Here is a 16,631-nt window from a genome sequence, read left to right as displayed (position 1 = left end):
TTGCAAAATGCGCTCTTGTTAATTTCCCAGTCGCCCATGCTACTGTAAAAGGTGCTGCCTCACTGTGATTTCCTTTAATTGCTTCCTCTAACTGTCTTCTGAACTCTTCACGAGATAATAATTCTGTCATTTGTATTTCCCCCTTTAGATTAGTAACATTTTAGTTATTTGGTATTTGGTATACCAATTTAAGTTATCTTTATTTAACCAAATTCACTTCATCTTGTCAATGAATAATTTGATTTTTCTATTAAATCTTTTATTTTACTGCTTCTTCGTTTAGTAATGATTTTAACTCATTCCAGTTTTCTTCTGACCACTGACCAGCGCCAACAACAGCTTTTTCACCAATTTCAACTATTGGAGCTTTTCTCACGCCGTATTTTTCTTCGATAATGTCTCGCAATGAGTCATCTTTCTTCATATCTTTGTTCTCATACTGGATATTATTTTCTTCAAAGTAGTTTTTTAAATCTGTACATAGTTTACAAGTATACGAACTCCATAACACAACATTATTTGCCATGTAATCTATTCACTCCTCATTACTTGGTATACAATATACAATAAACTAAATCCTTATAATTTTCAATCTATTTTTGAAAGTTTTTTAGTTTTTTACTATGGAAAAAGTATAAAACTAAAATGTTGCCAATTATTAAAAGCCTGCTAGAAGTTACTCATAGCAGGCTTTTCAATGTAAGAAGCGACTACTGCTTCATAAATTTCTTTTCAGTTTTATGGCAATATTTCTTTAGTTTAATTTCTCAATTAACTGTTCGTATACTACCATTGCTTGTAATAATGATTGTTGAATTTTCCAAAGCTCAATTTCATCGCTTGCTTGTTGGTAGGCTGAGACATGGTTTACAGATTGTTGTAATGATTGAAAAAATTTAGTTGCTAGTTGCTTTTCATCTTCAGCTAAAACAGAAAAGCTTTCACCTTGGATTTCTTCCATTCCCAATAGGCTTGCAGTATAAGACTGTACAGTTTCTAGTGTTACTGTTGAATTACCATTTGCAAGTTCAACAACTGATAGCGCCATTAATTCTTGATAAAGACGAGCGCCTTCATGGAAGTAAGCAATTGTTTGTTGATTTTCTACATTAACCTTTGAACCTAAAATCGCGTATGGCTTTATATATGTTTCTTGTCCTTGTTGACTATAAAATTGGCTCAACCGATTCGCATGCTCGCGGTCTTGTCCAATTCCAATGAACAATAAATACGGCTCATTGTTCTCAAGTAACGTCGCTGCAAATCCAGCTTGTTGAATCCCATTTACAGTTTCGGTTCCCTTATCTATTGTAGAAAACGCTCCACCTTGGACGACTTCAAAGGTTAAATCAGGCATGGTACTAGAATCTTGTCCACTTAATAGCTCAATCGTTCCATTTGCTACAACTGATCCGCTAGTTGCAGTAGAATCACCTGTGAATACGGTCAACACCATAAAGCCAAAGCTTACTCCAACGATAATCGCGGATACAGCAGCTACGAGCAACCCAACAGGTAATGACTTTAATGAGAACTTGATACTCTTTGATTTTTTCTTTTTCCTTTTATATGGGAGTTTTGGACTTTTCTCGCGATTGCCATCGTCCCAAAAAGGAACCTTAGCTTTATTTCGCTCTGTTAATTTACGTCCAAAATCAACAATCTTGTTTGACTTTTTCTCTTCTGGTTCAAACGGCTTTATCCTCTCAACTGGTTCAAACACATCCTCAAAAGCCTCTGTATCCAAATGGGGTTCTCTAGTCTCTTCCATTTCTTCATATGGACGTTCCTTCCCATTTAATCGAACTGATATGCGATGCTTCTCCTGGTCCACTCTACCATCTCCCCTCGTTCACTCACTCTATACTATATTCTATTATATCGGTTCGAATGATAGAACTAGATTTTGGAGAAGATTAGAGATTTTTTATGTAGGCACTTTTATGGAATCTAGTAGTTTGATAAGCTCTAAAATAATCGTAGGTGCTGGACTAATTAGCCAGCACCTATTTTATAACTCAAGATTTATTCTCTTTTTCATCTCAATTAGTAGTTCATCAAAAAGCTGAATAAAATGTAATTTAATACTGTTATATATTTTATTTGCAGTCTCTTCATCATAAGTATGCGAAGTCTTATTCCGGTCTTCAAGCATTGCTAACCATGCATCCCCTTTTGTTATAAGACCTTCTTTAAAAGCTACCCGAATTGTCCTTCTTGGACTAGTTACTTCCAAATGTCCATTATATTCTAAAAAGGCTTTCATTAACTTCCATGATAATTCATATGTAAACTCAAACCGTTGTATTGTTGCATCAATGACAATATCATCTTGACTAGGATCTCTACTTAAACTTTCATGTAGTTTTCTTGTTGCTTTTTCTAAATCAGTTAACTTGTCCATTATTTTATTCATATTGTCGATAACCTCACCTTTAGAATTGGTTAAAAATATCACTTTTCCCTCAGTATTTATATAATTCTTTAACTTTTCATTACTTATTGTATCGACATCTATTAAATCAATCGTATAGATAATTTTTTCATTGGAAAGAGTATCTATTATTTTAGTTATCTGGTCATTTTTCTCTCTAAACTTTATTGCTAAATCAATGTCAGACGTTTCTTTATAATCTCCTCTTGCCCTTGAACCAAACAATATAACTTTCTCGATTATATCTGAATAGTCTTTAAAAATATTAATAAGAACGTAAAAAACTTCTTTGCTTAATCCATATTTTTCAACTTTACTCACTTTATCACCACTAACTTCAATAGACTTTTCCTACATAATTATTTCCAATATTATAACATAGCAAACATTTTCAGTCTTAATCAATATAAGAATACCTAATCAAAGTTTTTACCCCAGTAACCCTAACGTTTATATGCCATGTTGAAGGGTATTCAATAAATATATCAATGAAAGGAGAGGATTATTATGTTAGGCTGGGCACTCGCCTTCTTTATTATTGCGGTTATTGCTGCATTCTTTGGCTTTATTGGTATTGCAGGAGCAGCTATTGAAATTGCGAAAATCATCTTTTATATATTCCTTGTACTTTTTGTGATTTCATTACTATTTGGACTGTTTAGAGGATCTTAATGATAGTTAATATTACTTAATGGAATGCAAAAAAGGATACCTCAATATGTGATTACATATGAGGTATCCTTTTACTTCTAGTCCCAATTATCCTAACGGAGTATAAGATTGAACTTTATATCTACCATCATCTCTTTGGAAGGTGACTTTAAATGAATGCTGTCCTTTTAGAAGCCTATCATTACTAACTAAATTACCTTCGTACGTCCAAAGTAAGTGATATTCAAACGTGTTTTCGTCAACAACATGAATGTAGTTTCTTGCATTTGGATTTGGATTTACTTTCACTTGTAAATTTCTAAAAACACCATTCTCATCGCTATTTCTTAACTCTACCTTTTTTTCTTGGTCGTTTATAAAGAACGTGTTAAAATACTGTTCAAAGTTCCTAATCGCCAATCCGTCTACTTTTCCTCTTTCTAGTACAAGCTGTCTCCATACAGCATTTCCGACTCTTTCCAACTCTTTGTTTCTTAATTCAAATGTACTTCCTCTCAATTGCTCGATCGTAAGTAAATCATTATTTACATTATTATGATATTCATAACCACGGTCTAAAATAAAGATCGTTCTTGTTGTTCCATCCCATGTTACTTGCTTACCTACCGTTTCTCCAACAAATCGTAGAGGTACAAGCGTTCTTCCATTCATTATTCTTGAGGGTACGTCTAACCTCACTGGGTTAGAATTGACAAATGCATATTGACTACCAACTGTAAACCTTATTGTCGTGTTCCCACTTTTTCCAGTAACAGTTGAACTTTTTTTGTCCCAATTGACTGACATTCCAAGACTTTCAAATATCGTTCGAAACTCAACTAATGTTACACCATTTCTAACGATAGGGTCGTTATTGAAATTAAGCTTCTTATCACCTACATACACTGTTATCGGCATATAAGCTCCAACAGAATAAGACATAGGGAACATCATAAGTACTACGAGTAACCCGATAATGAGCTTTTTCATTAAATCTACTCCCTCCCTTATAAGAGTTTTTAAAAACAAGACAAACGATTAATTAGAATATAGCGGGTTATCTTTATTACTTGGTCGAGGGTAATCGACTTTCGGTCCTTCTTCCCCTAGTTCTAGTAATTCTGGATAAAAATAAGTAGAGACTGTCACATTAAACTCTAAGCTATCATGGACATCATCTACCATTATCTGTTCATCATGACCTATAAAAGAGACTGAATCAATACTAGAAATCCTCGGCAATCTATCAAGCTCTCGAAGAAACTGAGCTAAATCTTGATAACGATTTGCCCGTACAGATAGATTGAGGGTAATTTGTTTTAGGCCCTCTATATCTACATTTACCTGTTGTTCTTGAGTCGTTTCTTGACCTCCTTCACCCTCGCTCTGTTCTACAGGAGTTGAAGTTTCACCTTCAACACCATCCTCAGTAGCACGTAAAGATAACTCTCCGCCCTCACTTATATCTATATAAAGAATATAACTGTTTGACAGTCCTTCTGCTCGAGAAATATCTAATAAAAATTGATCGACTAATGGCTTTACAGGTAATTTACGTTGTAATTCAATACTAGTCTCAATGGCTTCTGTAGTCGTGTCTCTCTGTTGGTCCCGTAATATAGCAAGCTGGCTTTTCTCAAATTCTACTTCTGCTGCCAAAACTTCTTTCTCTTTCATCGCTGGCGATATATATTGAGAAAAAAAGAAAAATGCACTAGCAATCAGAAGGAATATCGCTACTCCGAGAATAATGATATGTTTTTTTGAAAATGATAGGTTCAATTTTCATCCCTCATTTCTCGTAGGCTAACTGGAACTATTTTAATAGAATAGCTAGCCACATAGCGTGGTAAATATTCATCACGGTTTAAGTCTTCATCATCAAGTATCTGGTTCGTGCTAATATCGGACAGAAGCACTTCTCCTATTGCATCAGACGAGTAGAGAGCATTACTAAATTGAGCAATTTCCTCTATCCTATCAAAACTAGCATCAAAATATACTTCATTTGGTAGAGAATAATTAAAATTAAGGAAAAATCCTCTTTCTGGTAAAAGACTAACTATATGGTCAAGTAACAAAGAAGCTGGAAACAACTGCTTATCTAACGCAGAGATAACCTCTTCTAACTGTCCAATGTTATTTGTCTGTTGCTCTGTTAGTTCTTGTCTAGTCGTCTCTGATAATATCATCAACTCTTGCACCTCATTTTCTAGCTCAGTAACCTCTGTAGATACTGAGCTATGTAGGGAGGATAGGACAATAGTAGCAGTTACCAATAAAATTCCAATAATAAGGATTATAATAACTGGTGTTAAATCACGTTTCTCTTTTTCTGGTAACAGGTTCACTTCTACTAACATTAGCGCACCTCTTTTTTCAGCATCAGTCCGACAGTATCATGAAATTGATAAGGGATAGCTCCTGTAGCTGAAATAATCTCTACATCTAATAATGTTTCTACTGGCAAATCAAAGCTTTCTTTGCAAATGTCTATCATTCGCTCTAAGTAAGGATGGTCACCTGTAATCGCAATCCGGTTGACTCCTTCTTTTCCTTTATGAACAGAGAAACGATAAAAATTCATCACTCGTTCCACCTCAGTAATTAACTCCTCTGCTTGTCCATCAATCTCCTCAATTTCACCTTCCCAAACTAAGCTTTCCATCTCCACATCACCTTTAATTGCCCATTTCTCATCATCACTATTTAAACGAAAATGACGTGTAAACATTGGCTTATGTGAATAGAAAACTGTTAGATTAATAGATGAACGGTCAAGCTGCACAAGAAGTAAATGCTCGTCCGAAAGTGCCTTATCGACTTTCGTAAATAAACGATACAACGAAAGTGACGAAACATCTGCTACATTCGGTTGAAGCTTTAATTCAGATAAAAATTCATACAACTCCATAACGACTTTTTCTGGAGAAGCAATTAATAATATCTCTTTCTGTCCATCTTTTTCACCTAACAGCTTAAAATCAAAAGATGGGTTTTCAAAAGGGAGGTGAATCGACTCTCCCATTTCCATATGAAGATGCATTCGAATATCATCTTCTGCCACTTCTTTTGGTATCAATATATTCCTTACGACTACAAAAGAATCTGGTACACAGAATTGAATGGCATGTCGTTTAATCTTCCAATGCTCAATACATTCCTCGAAAATAATCTCTAACGTTTCTCGGTCAATAATTTGACCCTCTCTAATGACCCCTTCAGGTAAGAAACGCTCCCCAAATGAACGAATCGAATCAAGGCTCGGTTTCTTTGCATGAACATAGCGAATAACATGGTCTTTAATAATGATACTTGTACGCATGTCTTTTTTTGACTGAAAAAGATTCATCTAAACACCACCGATCGATTGTCTACCATAACAAATCAAAATACCATTGTATAATGTCTTGACCAAAGAAGTAAGTTAGAATCGTCCCAAGAACGATATATGGTCCAAAAGGCATTGGTTTTCCTCGTTTGACTTTCCCAGTCAGTAACCCAGCGATTCCAAATATGGTACCAAACAATGTTGATAAGAAGAAAGCTAAAAGGACATCTTGTAGCCCTAACACAAGTCCAAGCACTGCAAACAATTTAATGTCGCCACCGCCCATACCACCACGGCTAACAACAGCAATTATAAACAAAAGTGTAAAACCGACAACAGCACCCAATAACATATCCCACCAAGGAGATAAAGGGGCTACGAATACCCGTAAAACTAGAAACATAGGTGCAAATACTAGTAATATTTTATCTGGAATTAACATATATCGAACATCACTAACGAAAATAATCACAAGCATAGAAATAAACAATAAAGCAACAAGAAGCTCCCACTGCAATCCAATAAAATAATAAGCTAGGACAAATAAAAGACCTGTCGATAACTCCATTAACGGATACAACGGAGATATTTTTAACCCACAACCACGACATTTCCCTCTAATTAATAAATAAGAAAAAACAGGTACTAAATCCAAAGCTGTTAATGTACGTTTGCAATTCGGACAATGAGACCGTGGCTTTACAATAGATTCTTCCACCGGTACTCGCAAACCAACAACATTATAAAATGAGCCTAAAACCAAACCAAATATAAACAGATAAATATAGATAAATACATCCATTCAAATTATCGTCCTTTACCATTAACTTATAAGACCATTATACTATGTACTTACAAAAATCTTTACCTAAATTAGAAAAAAAGCTATAAATTGACTACCTTTATAGTAAAAAAAAACCAACTTTGCTATCCTCAAGCAAAATTGGTCGGTTGCACTACTCGCTCCAAGCTATCCAAGTGCCCAATTAGAGATAGCCGTTCATAGCATCCTATTATATTAACTATTATTGTACATGACGTGCATAATTTATGAAACAGTTATTTACATATAGTAAATTAAAGTTTTATTCTTCTATCGTGTCGTACACTGCCTTTTCTGGTACACAATCCTCGATGGATGACATACATAACCGAACTTGCAGCTCCGGTTGATTATCAGCTCTCACTACTCGGACAAAGGACGCAGGAGAGTAAGATGATTTGATAGTAGAAAGCATAGGAATATCTGATACAAAGGCCTCATCATCCCCTAATAATCCTAACTCAATCAACTCAGAGAAATAAATAGTCCCATCCACTGGCTCCAATTCACCAGTTGCTAAATGTAACTTCACTATTTTACTAAATTGAGAAGCATTGTACTCATGAACCCTCTCCTGTATAGAAGAAGTCGCATGAGTCACTAAAAAATAACCACCAATATAAAAGAAAAGTAACAGGAAGAAATACACCAACGGCTCAACAAAAGAATAAAATTTCGAATCTTTGCTTATAAAAGGCATCCTACTCACTTCTCTCATGTGCTCGATAACTTGATTATATTACAGGATATGTAAGTTGTCGATGGGGGCTTATGAATGATATATCAAAATCTTAATATACATTTATTAATATGGAGTTGCCAATTTTATTGTACAATCTATAGTTCGTAGACAAATAATTAAAATATAAAATAGACAAAGAACTAGTAGATTCAAATCTGTCCAACTCATGTGGAAAATCTCAAGTTTTTTTCTTATCTTGGTACCTAGTACCTATTTTACTTCTAAACGAAAGACCAACTAGAATTCTAGTTGGTCTTTCGTTCACTCTATTTATAACTGTCCCTACTACATGGAAAAATCAGCTATTTTGTCTATATCTGGTGTCTGACACCATATATCTATTTCGTTCACTCTATTTATATAACTGTCCATACTACATGGAAAAAATCAGCCGTTTTGTCTATATTTAGTGTCTGACACCAGATAAAGACCTACTTACTACTAAGTCTTTATCTCAATCTATAATTTTTAGTACTTTGCTATGTCCACCTCATGTGGAATAACCATGACTTTTGTCTTTTTGAGGTAACTGGTACCTTTGTTTTATGGACCTATTCTTTTATTCTTTAATTTTTTACTGTGGCTCTTTTTGTTGAATTATCTCCTTTTAAAGTAGTTTCAGTGGCTGGAGTATTTTGTTCACCCAGATGTCTTGACTTAGCAGTGCCACTATTATCTCCAAGTAAATATACTTCATAATTAAAACCACCAGAAGTACTAGTTATACGTACATACGATTCAGCAGGTAGTGTAGCAGTAGCAACATTTTTAGCTGTAACATCAGTTTCTGTTGTAGCGTACTGTTTACTGTTATCAGGACTAGTGATAGATTCAATCAAGCCCTCTTTTAATAAATAACCTAATGGAATAATAGTAACATTCGTTCCTGTAGGTTGTAATGTAGACTCCGTAGCAATTGCTAACCTCGCAGAATTAATAGCCTGCAAACCATTAGCCACATGTGCATCCTTCTTACTATTATCAATAATACTTCCTACTGCCGGCACCGCTATCGCGGCAATAATCCCCAAAATAACAACTACTGCCAAAAGCTCAACAAGTGTCAAACCTCTCTCATTCTTTAAAACTTTCATTTTCTTTAACAAAACCCTTCCTCCTCATAATTCATTCATTTTTTATTTCTATATTTTTATAATAGTATGCTTGAATAGGACAAGCAATAACAAAAAATAACCAACTTCGTATCAGTATACAAAATTGGCCGGTTGCACTACTTGCTCTAGGTAATCCAAGTGCCCACATACAGATTCCCCTTCATCGCATCCTATTTATTTACAACCTAATAGTACCATACCTACATTACTCAAGCATGGGAAATTAGTCACAATTTTAACTGATTATCGCAATTAATTGTAATTAATCAACAAATAATCAACTATCCTTGAATCAATTTACCTATTTCATTTCCTTACCCAACACTATCAAAAATTTGGAACATCGGAATGGCAATGGAAGCAACGATCGTTCCAACAACTCCAGCCAGAACGACAATCATTAATGGCTCAATTAACGATTTGACTTGGTCTGTTGCTGCGTCAACCTCGTCTTCATAGAAATCAGCTACTTTCTCAAGCATCGTATCAAGTGCCCCCGTTTTTTCTCCGACTGATATCATCTGAGTGACTAGTGGTGGAAACGCCCAATGTTTTTGCATTGGTCCTGCAATCGATTCCCCTTTTTCTAATGAGACGCGTGATTGACGGATAACCTTAGCTAGTACTTCGTTCCCAACAATTTTTTCCACAATTGATACAGCTTGCAAGATTGGTACAGAACTAGAAAAGAGTGAACTTAATGTTCTAGTCATACGTGCAAGTGCTGCCTTTTGCAATAGCTTCCCAAATATAGGTATGCGTAATAATGCATAATCAAAATAATATTTAGTAGCTTTGTTATCTCGAATAAACTTAAGCAATAAGATCGAACCGATTACAGCTAATATAATGAGCCACCAAAATGATTTAAATATTTCTCCGGCATTCATGACAATTTGAGTAATCATCGGTAACTCAGAACCAAAGGAAGCAAACATATCAGCAAACGTCGGAACAACAAATGTAAGTAAGAAGAAAACAATCACCGCAGCAATCCCACCTACGACAAGTGGATAAGACATAGCTGACATGACCTTTTGCTTTGTTTTATGTTGCTTTTCAAAGTAAATAGCCATTCGGTCTAGAATTTCATCTAGATTACCACCTGCTTCCCCTGCCTTTACCATATTGATAAATAATGATGGAAACACTTTACGGTGTTTTTCTGCTGCTTCTGAAAATGGTCGGCCTGCTTGTAGCTCTCCTTCGATTTCTTTTAAAATCTTTTTTAACAACTTACTATTTGTTTGGTCTGCTAGTATATTCGTTGTATCGACAACAGATATACCTGCTTGTAGCAATGTGGCAAATTGCCTCAAATAAATTACAAAATCTTGAGATTTTACTCGTTCACCAATTGTAATTTCTTTATGAAGAAGGCTTTTTACTTCCTCAACTTCAGTGATTTTAATCCCTTTGCTAGCCAATGTTGTTTGGACATCTTTTTCCGAATCAGCTTTCATCTTACCTTTGACTGTTCGCCCTTGAAAATGTTTTCCTGTATATTGATAAAGTGCCATTAGCTTCCCTTCTCACTTAAAAATGGTGCAGCAACTTCATCAGTAATTACATTTTGTTCTAATAACTCTTTTATCGACATTTCAAGGGTGTGCATTCCTGCTGCTTTACTTGTTTGTAAGACACTATGAATCTGGTGAATCTTTTCATTTCTAATTAGATTTTTTACAGCTGAATTATTTACTAAGATTTCGGTTGCTGCTCTGCGACCTTTTCCGTCTGCTGTTTTAAATAGGCGCTGAGAAATCACAGCTCCTAAAACACTCGCAAGTTGTATTCTTACTTGTGGCTGTTGTTCTGGTGGGAAGACATCGATAATACGATCAATTGTTGCTGGTGCGTCTGTCGTATGAAGTGTACCGAATACTAGATGACCAGTTTCAGCTGCAGTTATCGCGATAGAGATTGTTTCTAAGTCTCTCATCTCACCAACTAGAATAATATCAGGGTCCTGACGTAAACATCCACGAAGACCATTTGCAAAGTTTTGTGTATCAAATCCGATTTCACGCTGGTCAATAATTGAGTTTTTGTGTTTGTGTAAATACTCAATTGGATCTTCTAATGTAATAATATGCTTCTTCATTGTCTCGTTAATATAGGCAATCATAGCTGCAAGAGTCGTTGATTTACCACTACCCGTTGGTCCTGTTACTAAAACTAGCCCTTGTGGTTTTTTAGCGATATTTTGCAGGACAGATGGCATCTTTAAATCTTCTAATGTCGGGATTGTCGTTGGTACGACCCTTATAGCCAAACTTACACATGAACGTTGAAAATAAGAGTTTACACGGAAACGAGATATGCCTGGGATTCCATGTGAGAAGTCTAGCTCGCCCTTTTTTTGAAAGGCTTTCCAAAGAACATCTGAGATAATTGCTTTTGCCATTGCTTCTGTGTCTTTAGGTTTTAAAATCTCTTTTCCATATTGCTTTAACTCTCCATTTATCCGAAGAACTGGAGGTACACCGACTGTTAAGTGAATATCTGATGCCCCTAACTTAAAAGCATCTGTTAATAGTTTGTCTAGACGCTCTTTCATCAACATTTCCCCCTCTTACTCATCTAAAGCAACACGCAATACCTCTTCAATAGTCGTAAACCCTTGTTTCGCCTTTAATAAGCCGTCATCGACTAAGAATATCATTCCGCTCCTAAGTGCGTAATCTCTAATTGAAGTGATTGATTTGTTATTCATCATCATTTGACGAATTTCATCATCAACGACTAATATTTCTTGAATCGCTAATCGTCCTTTATATCCAGTATCATTACATAAAGGGCAACCTTTCCCTTTATATACTTTACCAGGTTTCATACCACGCTTTTTAAACAAATTGACTTCCATTTCAGTCGGTTCATTCTCTTCTTTACAACTTGTACAAATTCTCCTTACAAGTCGTTGTGCTACAACTCCAGATAATGAAGACACAACAAGATATGGCTCAATATCCATGTCAATCAGACGTGGAATCGTTGCTATCGCACTATTTGTATGAAGTGTACTTAAAACAACATGTCCAGTTAATGATGCACGAATAGCGATTTCTGCTGTTTCTGAGTCACGAATCTCCCCGACCATGACGATATTCGGATCTTGTCGCAAGATAGATCGAAGTCCTGCAGCAAATGTTAACCCAATACTTGAATTTACTTGAACTTGATTAATACCTTCCACTTGATATTCAACCGGGTCTTCAACTGTAATAATATTAACGCTTTCTGTATTTAAATGATTAAGGGCAGCATACAAGGTAGATGATTTACCGGAACCTGTTGGACCTGTAATTAAAATTAACCCTGATGGCTGTTCAATCATTTTCATAAATTTTTCAAGATTTAATTTATTAAAGCCTAGCTGTGAGATTCTATTTAATGCCCCACCTAAGTCCAGAATACGAATAACAATCTTTTCACCATAAACTGTTGGCAAAGTGGATATACGTAAATCAACTGGTCGTAGGTCAATATTTACTTTAATACGTCCATCCTGGGGGAGGCGGTTTTCAGTAATATTTAGGTTTGCCATGATTTTCACACGAGCAATAAGTGAATTTTGAACACTCTTTGGAAGAGCACGTTCTGTTTTTAACACACCATCTACACGATAGCGAATTAATACTTTCTTTTCCTGCGGATCAATGTGAATATCACTGGATTTGTTTATTAAGCCTACTTTTAACACTTGATTCACAAGCTTGATCACTGGGGCGTCGTCCATATCCCCTTCAGCAACAGCCGTTACCTCTTGCTCATCCATCTCAAATTCACTTAATGACTCATCCAAATTATAATGTTTTTCTATAGCCGTTATGATTTCTTCCTTTGCTGCAATCGCAGTTTCCACATGAAACCCAGTAGCCATTCGCAAATCATCAATTGAAAAATAATCCATCGGATCAGCCATCGCAACAAATAATTGATTCCCCTCTTTCTTTAGAGGCATCAATAAATTACGACGGGCAAAGTCTTTTGAGACGATTTTTAAGACATCTGAATCAATAGGGTATCGATGTAAGCTAATGTGAGGAATACCCAATTGAAATTCTAATACTTCAATTAACTGCTGCTCCGTGATATAGTCACGTTCTAATAGGGCATCCCCTAGCTTTTGACCATCTTTTTTCGTACTAAGTGCTTCTTGTAATTGTTTATCAGTAATAAGCCCTGCATCAACTAATAAGTCACCTAAACGCTTCCTTTTTTGCGCCATCGTAACCCCTCCTAATTGGAGTAATACTTTCTAATGTATTCATAGATATCGTTATATGGTGTTGGTATTCCTTGAATTTTATCTTTCTCATCAAGCTCCCACCACTTAACATTTCTTTCTTGGTTTTCATTATCTTCTACTGACGGTTGACCGTTATTTTCATTAGTTGCGTTATTTCCGTTATTTCCTTCATTACCCCAAAAGGAGCCACTATTATTCTGTGAACTACCATTACTCTGTGAACCTTCATTACTCTGTGAGTTCTCATTGTTTTGTTGATTTTGACCATTACCATCCTCACGCTCATCAAAATCATTGTATTCATCGTATTCTTCAAACTCATCTAGTTCTTCGAGTTCTTCATCATCAAATTCTTCAGGTCTTTCGTATAAACTCCATTCCTCAACGTGGTGTACTGGGGGATAATAATCTTCAGCTACCCTAGTTTCAGAAACAATATTGTCATTTCTTTTACTAACTCTATACACTTCTACAAAATGACCCTCTTGACCATTACGTATTTTCTGACGGTCTCCAATCCTTCTATCCTTTGAAAACTGAACAATAGTTCTTGGCTCAATTGTTCGTCGATCCTCAGTTATTATTTCATATTCATATAAAAATGAAAAACCGACAACACTTATAGCAACCTGACCATTTTCATACGATAGATTTAATTCATAAGGATAGTAATTCGAGTTAAAAAACTTTAAATCCATTGAACCTGGTACGGCAATTGCATCAAAGCCTACCTCTACATAGCTCGGTAGAGTTCTTCCAATATGACGTTCAAGCAATGTGAAGTTCGTTTGCATTAAGGTTTGATAAACTCCAGCCGCAAGGACATTTAACGCTTCACTTTTCATAGGACCTTGTCCTTTTTCCTCTAGAGTTTTTAATAATGAAAACTGTTCTCTCGGTTCAATAATTGCTCCATCAAGTGCATTTATCCAATTTAATAGAAATAGAGGAGCTTCAGTTGAAATAGTAGTTTCGGCAACTACTTCTTCTTTTAATTGATACCCATCTTTTAAGAAGTCATTTAGGTTAATATAAACTTCGCTATTAGCTAAAGATTGTAATTGATTTTCTAACTCTTCTCTTAAGTTGTCATAATTAACTGCGTTTTTAATTTCATCATATTTGATTTCTTCAATAACCTGTTCTAAGGTTGCTCTGTTTATTATAGGGATTATTTCTGCTTTTCCAGTGTTTTTGGCTATTTGTACACTTTCAGACGTTAGGAATTCGATTAAGCTCGGTGATAGTGATACTTGCTCATCTAAGAAATAAAATCGAATATCAGCTTCTCTTTCCCATTCTATAATGGCTTCTGTTACTATTGCTTCTGCTTCTGAGATTCGTATATCCCCTACTTGTATCCCTCCAACCATCGCACTTCTAGGCAGAAATTCTTCAGGCTTAAAAAACCTCTCATAAGCCCACGTACCGCCTAATGAGAAGGAGAAAATAGCAAAACTGCTTATAAATAATAGCAGAAACACTTTAACAAATGAGCTTGACTGCCCCACAGCTTCACACCCTTACCTACGTTTTTTCTCATCTTCATCTTCTTCTAATTGTGCAAATAACTCACTACGTTTCAACATAATACTGTTCCCTAAATCATCTATTTCCTCTTTTTTTGGATGAGTATTATTCTTTTCAGGCTCTACCTCTTTTTCACCCGATTCAAGATCTTCTAACATTTTTTCTATATTCCGCTCACTTGCAGGTATTTCATCAAGTTCATCTAATTCAGAGCTTATTCTTGGCGGAAGTGATTCGCCTTCATCAGCAAACTGCCTTCCTAATAAAGTAGTTTCATCATCGTCCTCTTCTTCTAATGAACGAGGCATGAGTGAATCCTCATCACCTTCATCATTTTCATCACTAATAAACATTTCTCTAGAACGTGAATGATAAATATCTTCAATTTCCTGTTCACCACTATCAAACTCTCCACTTTCCTCTAGGAACTCTTCTGAAGGAACTCGAAGGAACCCGTCATTAAGCTTCTCTTCTTCTACGCTATCATGTTCATTCAAATCTTTTTCGCTAACGTTATAGTCATTATCGTCCTGCTCTATCTTGTTGAATTGATTTTCGTTAAGGTCCCCTGATGGCTCTTCTTGTATAGAATCCATTCCCTGTTGATCATCAATGTCTAATTTATACTCATCTAATTTATCGTCTGTATCACTATCAATTTTATCATAACCTAGGCTACCCAATTCTACTGGTTCTTTATGGATATCTTCTTCTGCTAACGAATCCACATCAGAACTATCTTCATGAGTATTATGCTCTTCATCATGTTCTGTTTTATCAGTAGTGACTTTATCCTCACCTGGAGCCTCACTAAACATCAAATCAATCTTCTTTTGATCCAATTTTCCACTTGATACGTTTTCTTCTTTCGATTCAGAAGTCTGTATTGTTAATTTTTCTGTTTTCTGAAAAAACTCAGACTCATCTGCTTCAATAAAATTCTTCGCATAATCTAACTGCTTGCCTATGATATAAGAAAACAAGAGTAATAGGATAAGGAATCCTCCAAAAGCAAACGCAAAAGAATATAGCACATATAATAGATAGGAAAGCACGATCATTAAAAACGAAATAAAGACGATCTGTACTAACATTTTTGTACTAATTTTTAAAGGTATGAAAACAAGTAGTAAGAAAACAAGTAGTGCGGAAATTACTGGTATGATAAATTCAAACAAAGACGCACCTCTTCTCTAACTAAAGTCATATTTATATAAATACATTTATATGAAATTAGTAACATACAATATAGTCATTGTATAATAAAGTAAGATATATTAAAAGCTGAGAAACCACAATTACACCTACATAATAAATTATTAAAATAAAAAACTTACACTTAAGGTGAAACTATGAAAATTATACAAGAAAAACAAGATGGCCTAACATTGCTTGAAGTCATTTTGGCAATGTCTATACTTGGAATATTCGCCATTTCTTTTAGTACAATGCTCGGAAACGGTTTAACTGCAAATCAGATTAACCAGGAAAGGTTAGATGGATTATTGGTTGCTCAAAATTGTATGGAGCTTGTAAAAAGTGAAACTGACATTGAAGGTTTTACTGTTACTAATTGTAGTAATACAATGAATAATAAACTTTTCAATCTATCTATAGATGTATCAAGTTCTTCAAATCTAATTGACCCTAATAGTCTAAATAAGTTGTACGAAGTTACCATAACTGTTGATATGGACACAGGCTCTCCAATTGAAATTACAACACAACTCTTTAGACCCTGATAATAAAGAAA

17 protein-coding genes and 2 riboswitches are annotated in these 16,631 nt (G+C 35.2%); of the genes, 2 read left to right on the top strand and 15 right to left on the bottom strand.

Annotated features, from left to right (window positions below; all coding sequences use genetic code 11):
• Positions 1–259: 259 nt before the first annotated feature.
• The 3 genes from CD003_RS19055 to CD003_RS19045 form a co-directional block, all read right to left on the bottom strand.
• Positions 260–526 carry a glutaredoxin family protein gene (locus CD003_RS19055; RefSeq protein ID WP_096202825.1) on the bottom strand — a complete coding sequence of 89 codons (267 nt, stop codon included), beginning with the start codon at positions 524–526 and terminating at the stop codon, positions 260–262.
• 228 nt (positions 527–754) lie between these two features.
• A complete protein-coding gene (locus CD003_RS19050; protein ID WP_096202824.1) occupies positions 755–1,834 on the bottom strand; it encodes a hypothetical protein in 1,080 nt (359 codons plus the stop codon).
• Between the two features lie 177 nt (positions 1,835–2,011).
• Positions 2,012–2,755: an HI0074 family nucleotidyltransferase substrate-binding subunit gene (locus CD003_RS19045; RefSeq protein WP_096202823.1), complete on the bottom strand. Its 744-nt coding sequence runs from the start codon at positions 2,753–2,755 to the stop codon at positions 2,012–2,014.
• A gap of 186 nt (positions 2,756–2,941) precedes the next feature.
• On the opposite strand from CD003_RS19045, the gene CD003_RS19040 reads away from it, so the two are divergent.
• The gene (locus CD003_RS19040; RefSeq protein ID WP_096202822.1) at positions 2,942–3,106 is read left to right on the top strand and encodes a DUF1328 domain-containing protein; all 165 of its coding nucleotides are present in this window, start codon (positions 2,942–2,944) and stop codon (positions 3,104–3,106) included.
• Between the two features lie 87 nt (positions 3,107–3,193).
• Here the strand turns inward: CD003_RS19040 and CD003_RS19035 are convergent, their stop codons facing one another.
• The 12 genes from CD003_RS19035 to CD003_RS18980 all read right to left on the bottom strand — a co-directional run bounded on the left by CD003_RS19035 (position 3,194) and on the right by CD003_RS18980 (position 16,056).
• A complete protein-coding gene (locus CD003_RS19035; RefSeq protein WP_096202821.1) occupies positions 3,194–4,075 on the bottom strand; it encodes a copper amine oxidase N-terminal domain-containing protein in 882 nt (293 codons plus the stop codon).
• 48 nt (positions 4,076–4,123) lie between these two features.
• Positions 4,124–4,867 (bottom strand): type 4a pilus biogenesis protein PilO, encoded by a 744-nt coding sequence (gene pilO, locus CD003_RS19030; protein ID WP_096202820.1) that lies wholly within the window; start codon positions 4,865–4,867, stop codon positions 4,124–4,126.
• Positions 4,864–5,448, bottom strand: a complete 585-nt coding sequence (locus CD003_RS19025) for a hypothetical protein (RefSeq protein ID WP_096202819.1) — start codon at positions 5,446–5,448, stop codon at positions 4,864–4,866. The genes pilO and CD003_RS19025 overlap by 4 nt, the downstream gene beginning before the upstream one ends.
• Entirely contained in the window at positions 5,448–6,437 is a 990-nt protein-coding gene (gene pilM / locus CD003_RS19020) for a type IV pilus biogenesis protein PilM (RefSeq protein ID WP_096202818.1), read from the bottom strand. Before pilM ends, CD003_RS19025 begins: the two co-directional genes overlap by 1 nt.
• A gap of 22 nt (positions 6,438–6,459) precedes the next feature.
• Positions 6,460–7,218 (bottom strand): prepilin peptidase, encoded by a 759-nt coding sequence (locus tag CD003_RS19015; protein ID WP_096202817.1) that lies wholly within the window; start codon positions 7,216–7,218, stop codon positions 6,460–6,462.
• A gap of 134 nt (positions 7,219–7,352) precedes the next feature.
• Positions 7,353–7,436: riboswitch (cyclic di-GMP riboswitch) on the bottom strand.
• 65 nt (positions 7,437–7,501) lie between these two features.
• A complete protein-coding gene (locus CD003_RS19010) occupies positions 7,502–7,939 on the bottom strand; it encodes a hypothetical protein (protein WP_096202816.1) in 438 nt (145 codons plus the stop codon).
• A gap of 608 nt (positions 7,940–8,547) precedes the next feature.
• Entirely contained in the window at positions 8,548–9,087 is a 540-nt protein-coding gene (locus CD003_RS19005; protein WP_096202815.1) for a type II secretion system protein, read from the bottom strand.
• A gap of 105 nt (positions 9,088–9,192) precedes the next feature.
• A riboswitch (cyclic di-GMP riboswitch) is annotated at positions 9,193–9,276 on the bottom strand.
• Positions 9,277–9,410: 134 nt separating this feature from the next.
• Positions 9,411–10,616, bottom strand: coding sequence for a type II secretion system F family protein (locus tag CD003_RS19000; protein ID WP_096202814.1), 1,206 nt, complete (start codon positions 10,614–10,616; stop codon positions 9,411–9,413).
• Positions 10,616–11,656, bottom strand: coding sequence for a type IV pilus twitching motility protein PilT (locus tag CD003_RS18995; RefSeq protein WP_096202813.1), 1,041 nt, complete (start codon positions 11,654–11,656; stop codon positions 10,616–10,618). Before CD003_RS18995 ends, CD003_RS19000 begins: the two co-directional genes overlap by 1 nt.
• Before the next feature lie 15 nt (positions 11,657–11,671).
• Positions 11,672–13,327 carry a GspE/PulE family protein gene (locus tag CD003_RS18990; protein WP_096202812.1) on the bottom strand — a complete coding sequence of 552 codons (1,656 nt, stop codon included), beginning with the start codon at positions 13,325–13,327 and terminating at the stop codon, positions 11,672–11,674.
• Between the two features lie 11 nt (positions 13,328–13,338).
• Positions 13,339–14,859, bottom strand: a complete 1,521-nt coding sequence (locus CD003_RS18985; RefSeq protein ID WP_096202811.1) for a VanW family protein — start codon at positions 14,857–14,859, stop codon at positions 13,339–13,341.
• Positions 14,860–14,871: 12 nt separating this feature from the next.
• Positions 14,872–16,056 carry a hypothetical protein gene (locus CD003_RS18980; protein WP_096202810.1) on the bottom strand — a complete coding sequence of 395 codons (1,185 nt, stop codon included), beginning with the start codon at positions 16,054–16,056 and terminating at the stop codon, positions 14,872–14,874.
• A gap of 174 nt (positions 16,057–16,230) precedes the next feature.
• Here CD003_RS18980 and CD003_RS18975 point away from each other — a divergent pair, with 174 nt between their 5' ends.
• Positions 16,231–16,620 (top strand): type IV pilus modification PilV family protein, encoded by a 390-nt coding sequence (locus tag CD003_RS18975; RefSeq protein ID WP_096202809.1) that lies wholly within the window; start codon positions 16,231–16,233, stop codon positions 16,618–16,620.
• Positions 16,621–16,631: the final 11 nt, after the last annotated feature.

The sequence above is a fragment of the Bacillus sp. FJAT-45350 genome (assembly GCF_002335805.1).
GTDB lineage: Bacteria > Bacillota > Bacilli > Bacillales > NISU01 > FJAT-45350.
This window is presented reverse-complemented; position numbering and strand designations above follow the sequence as displayed.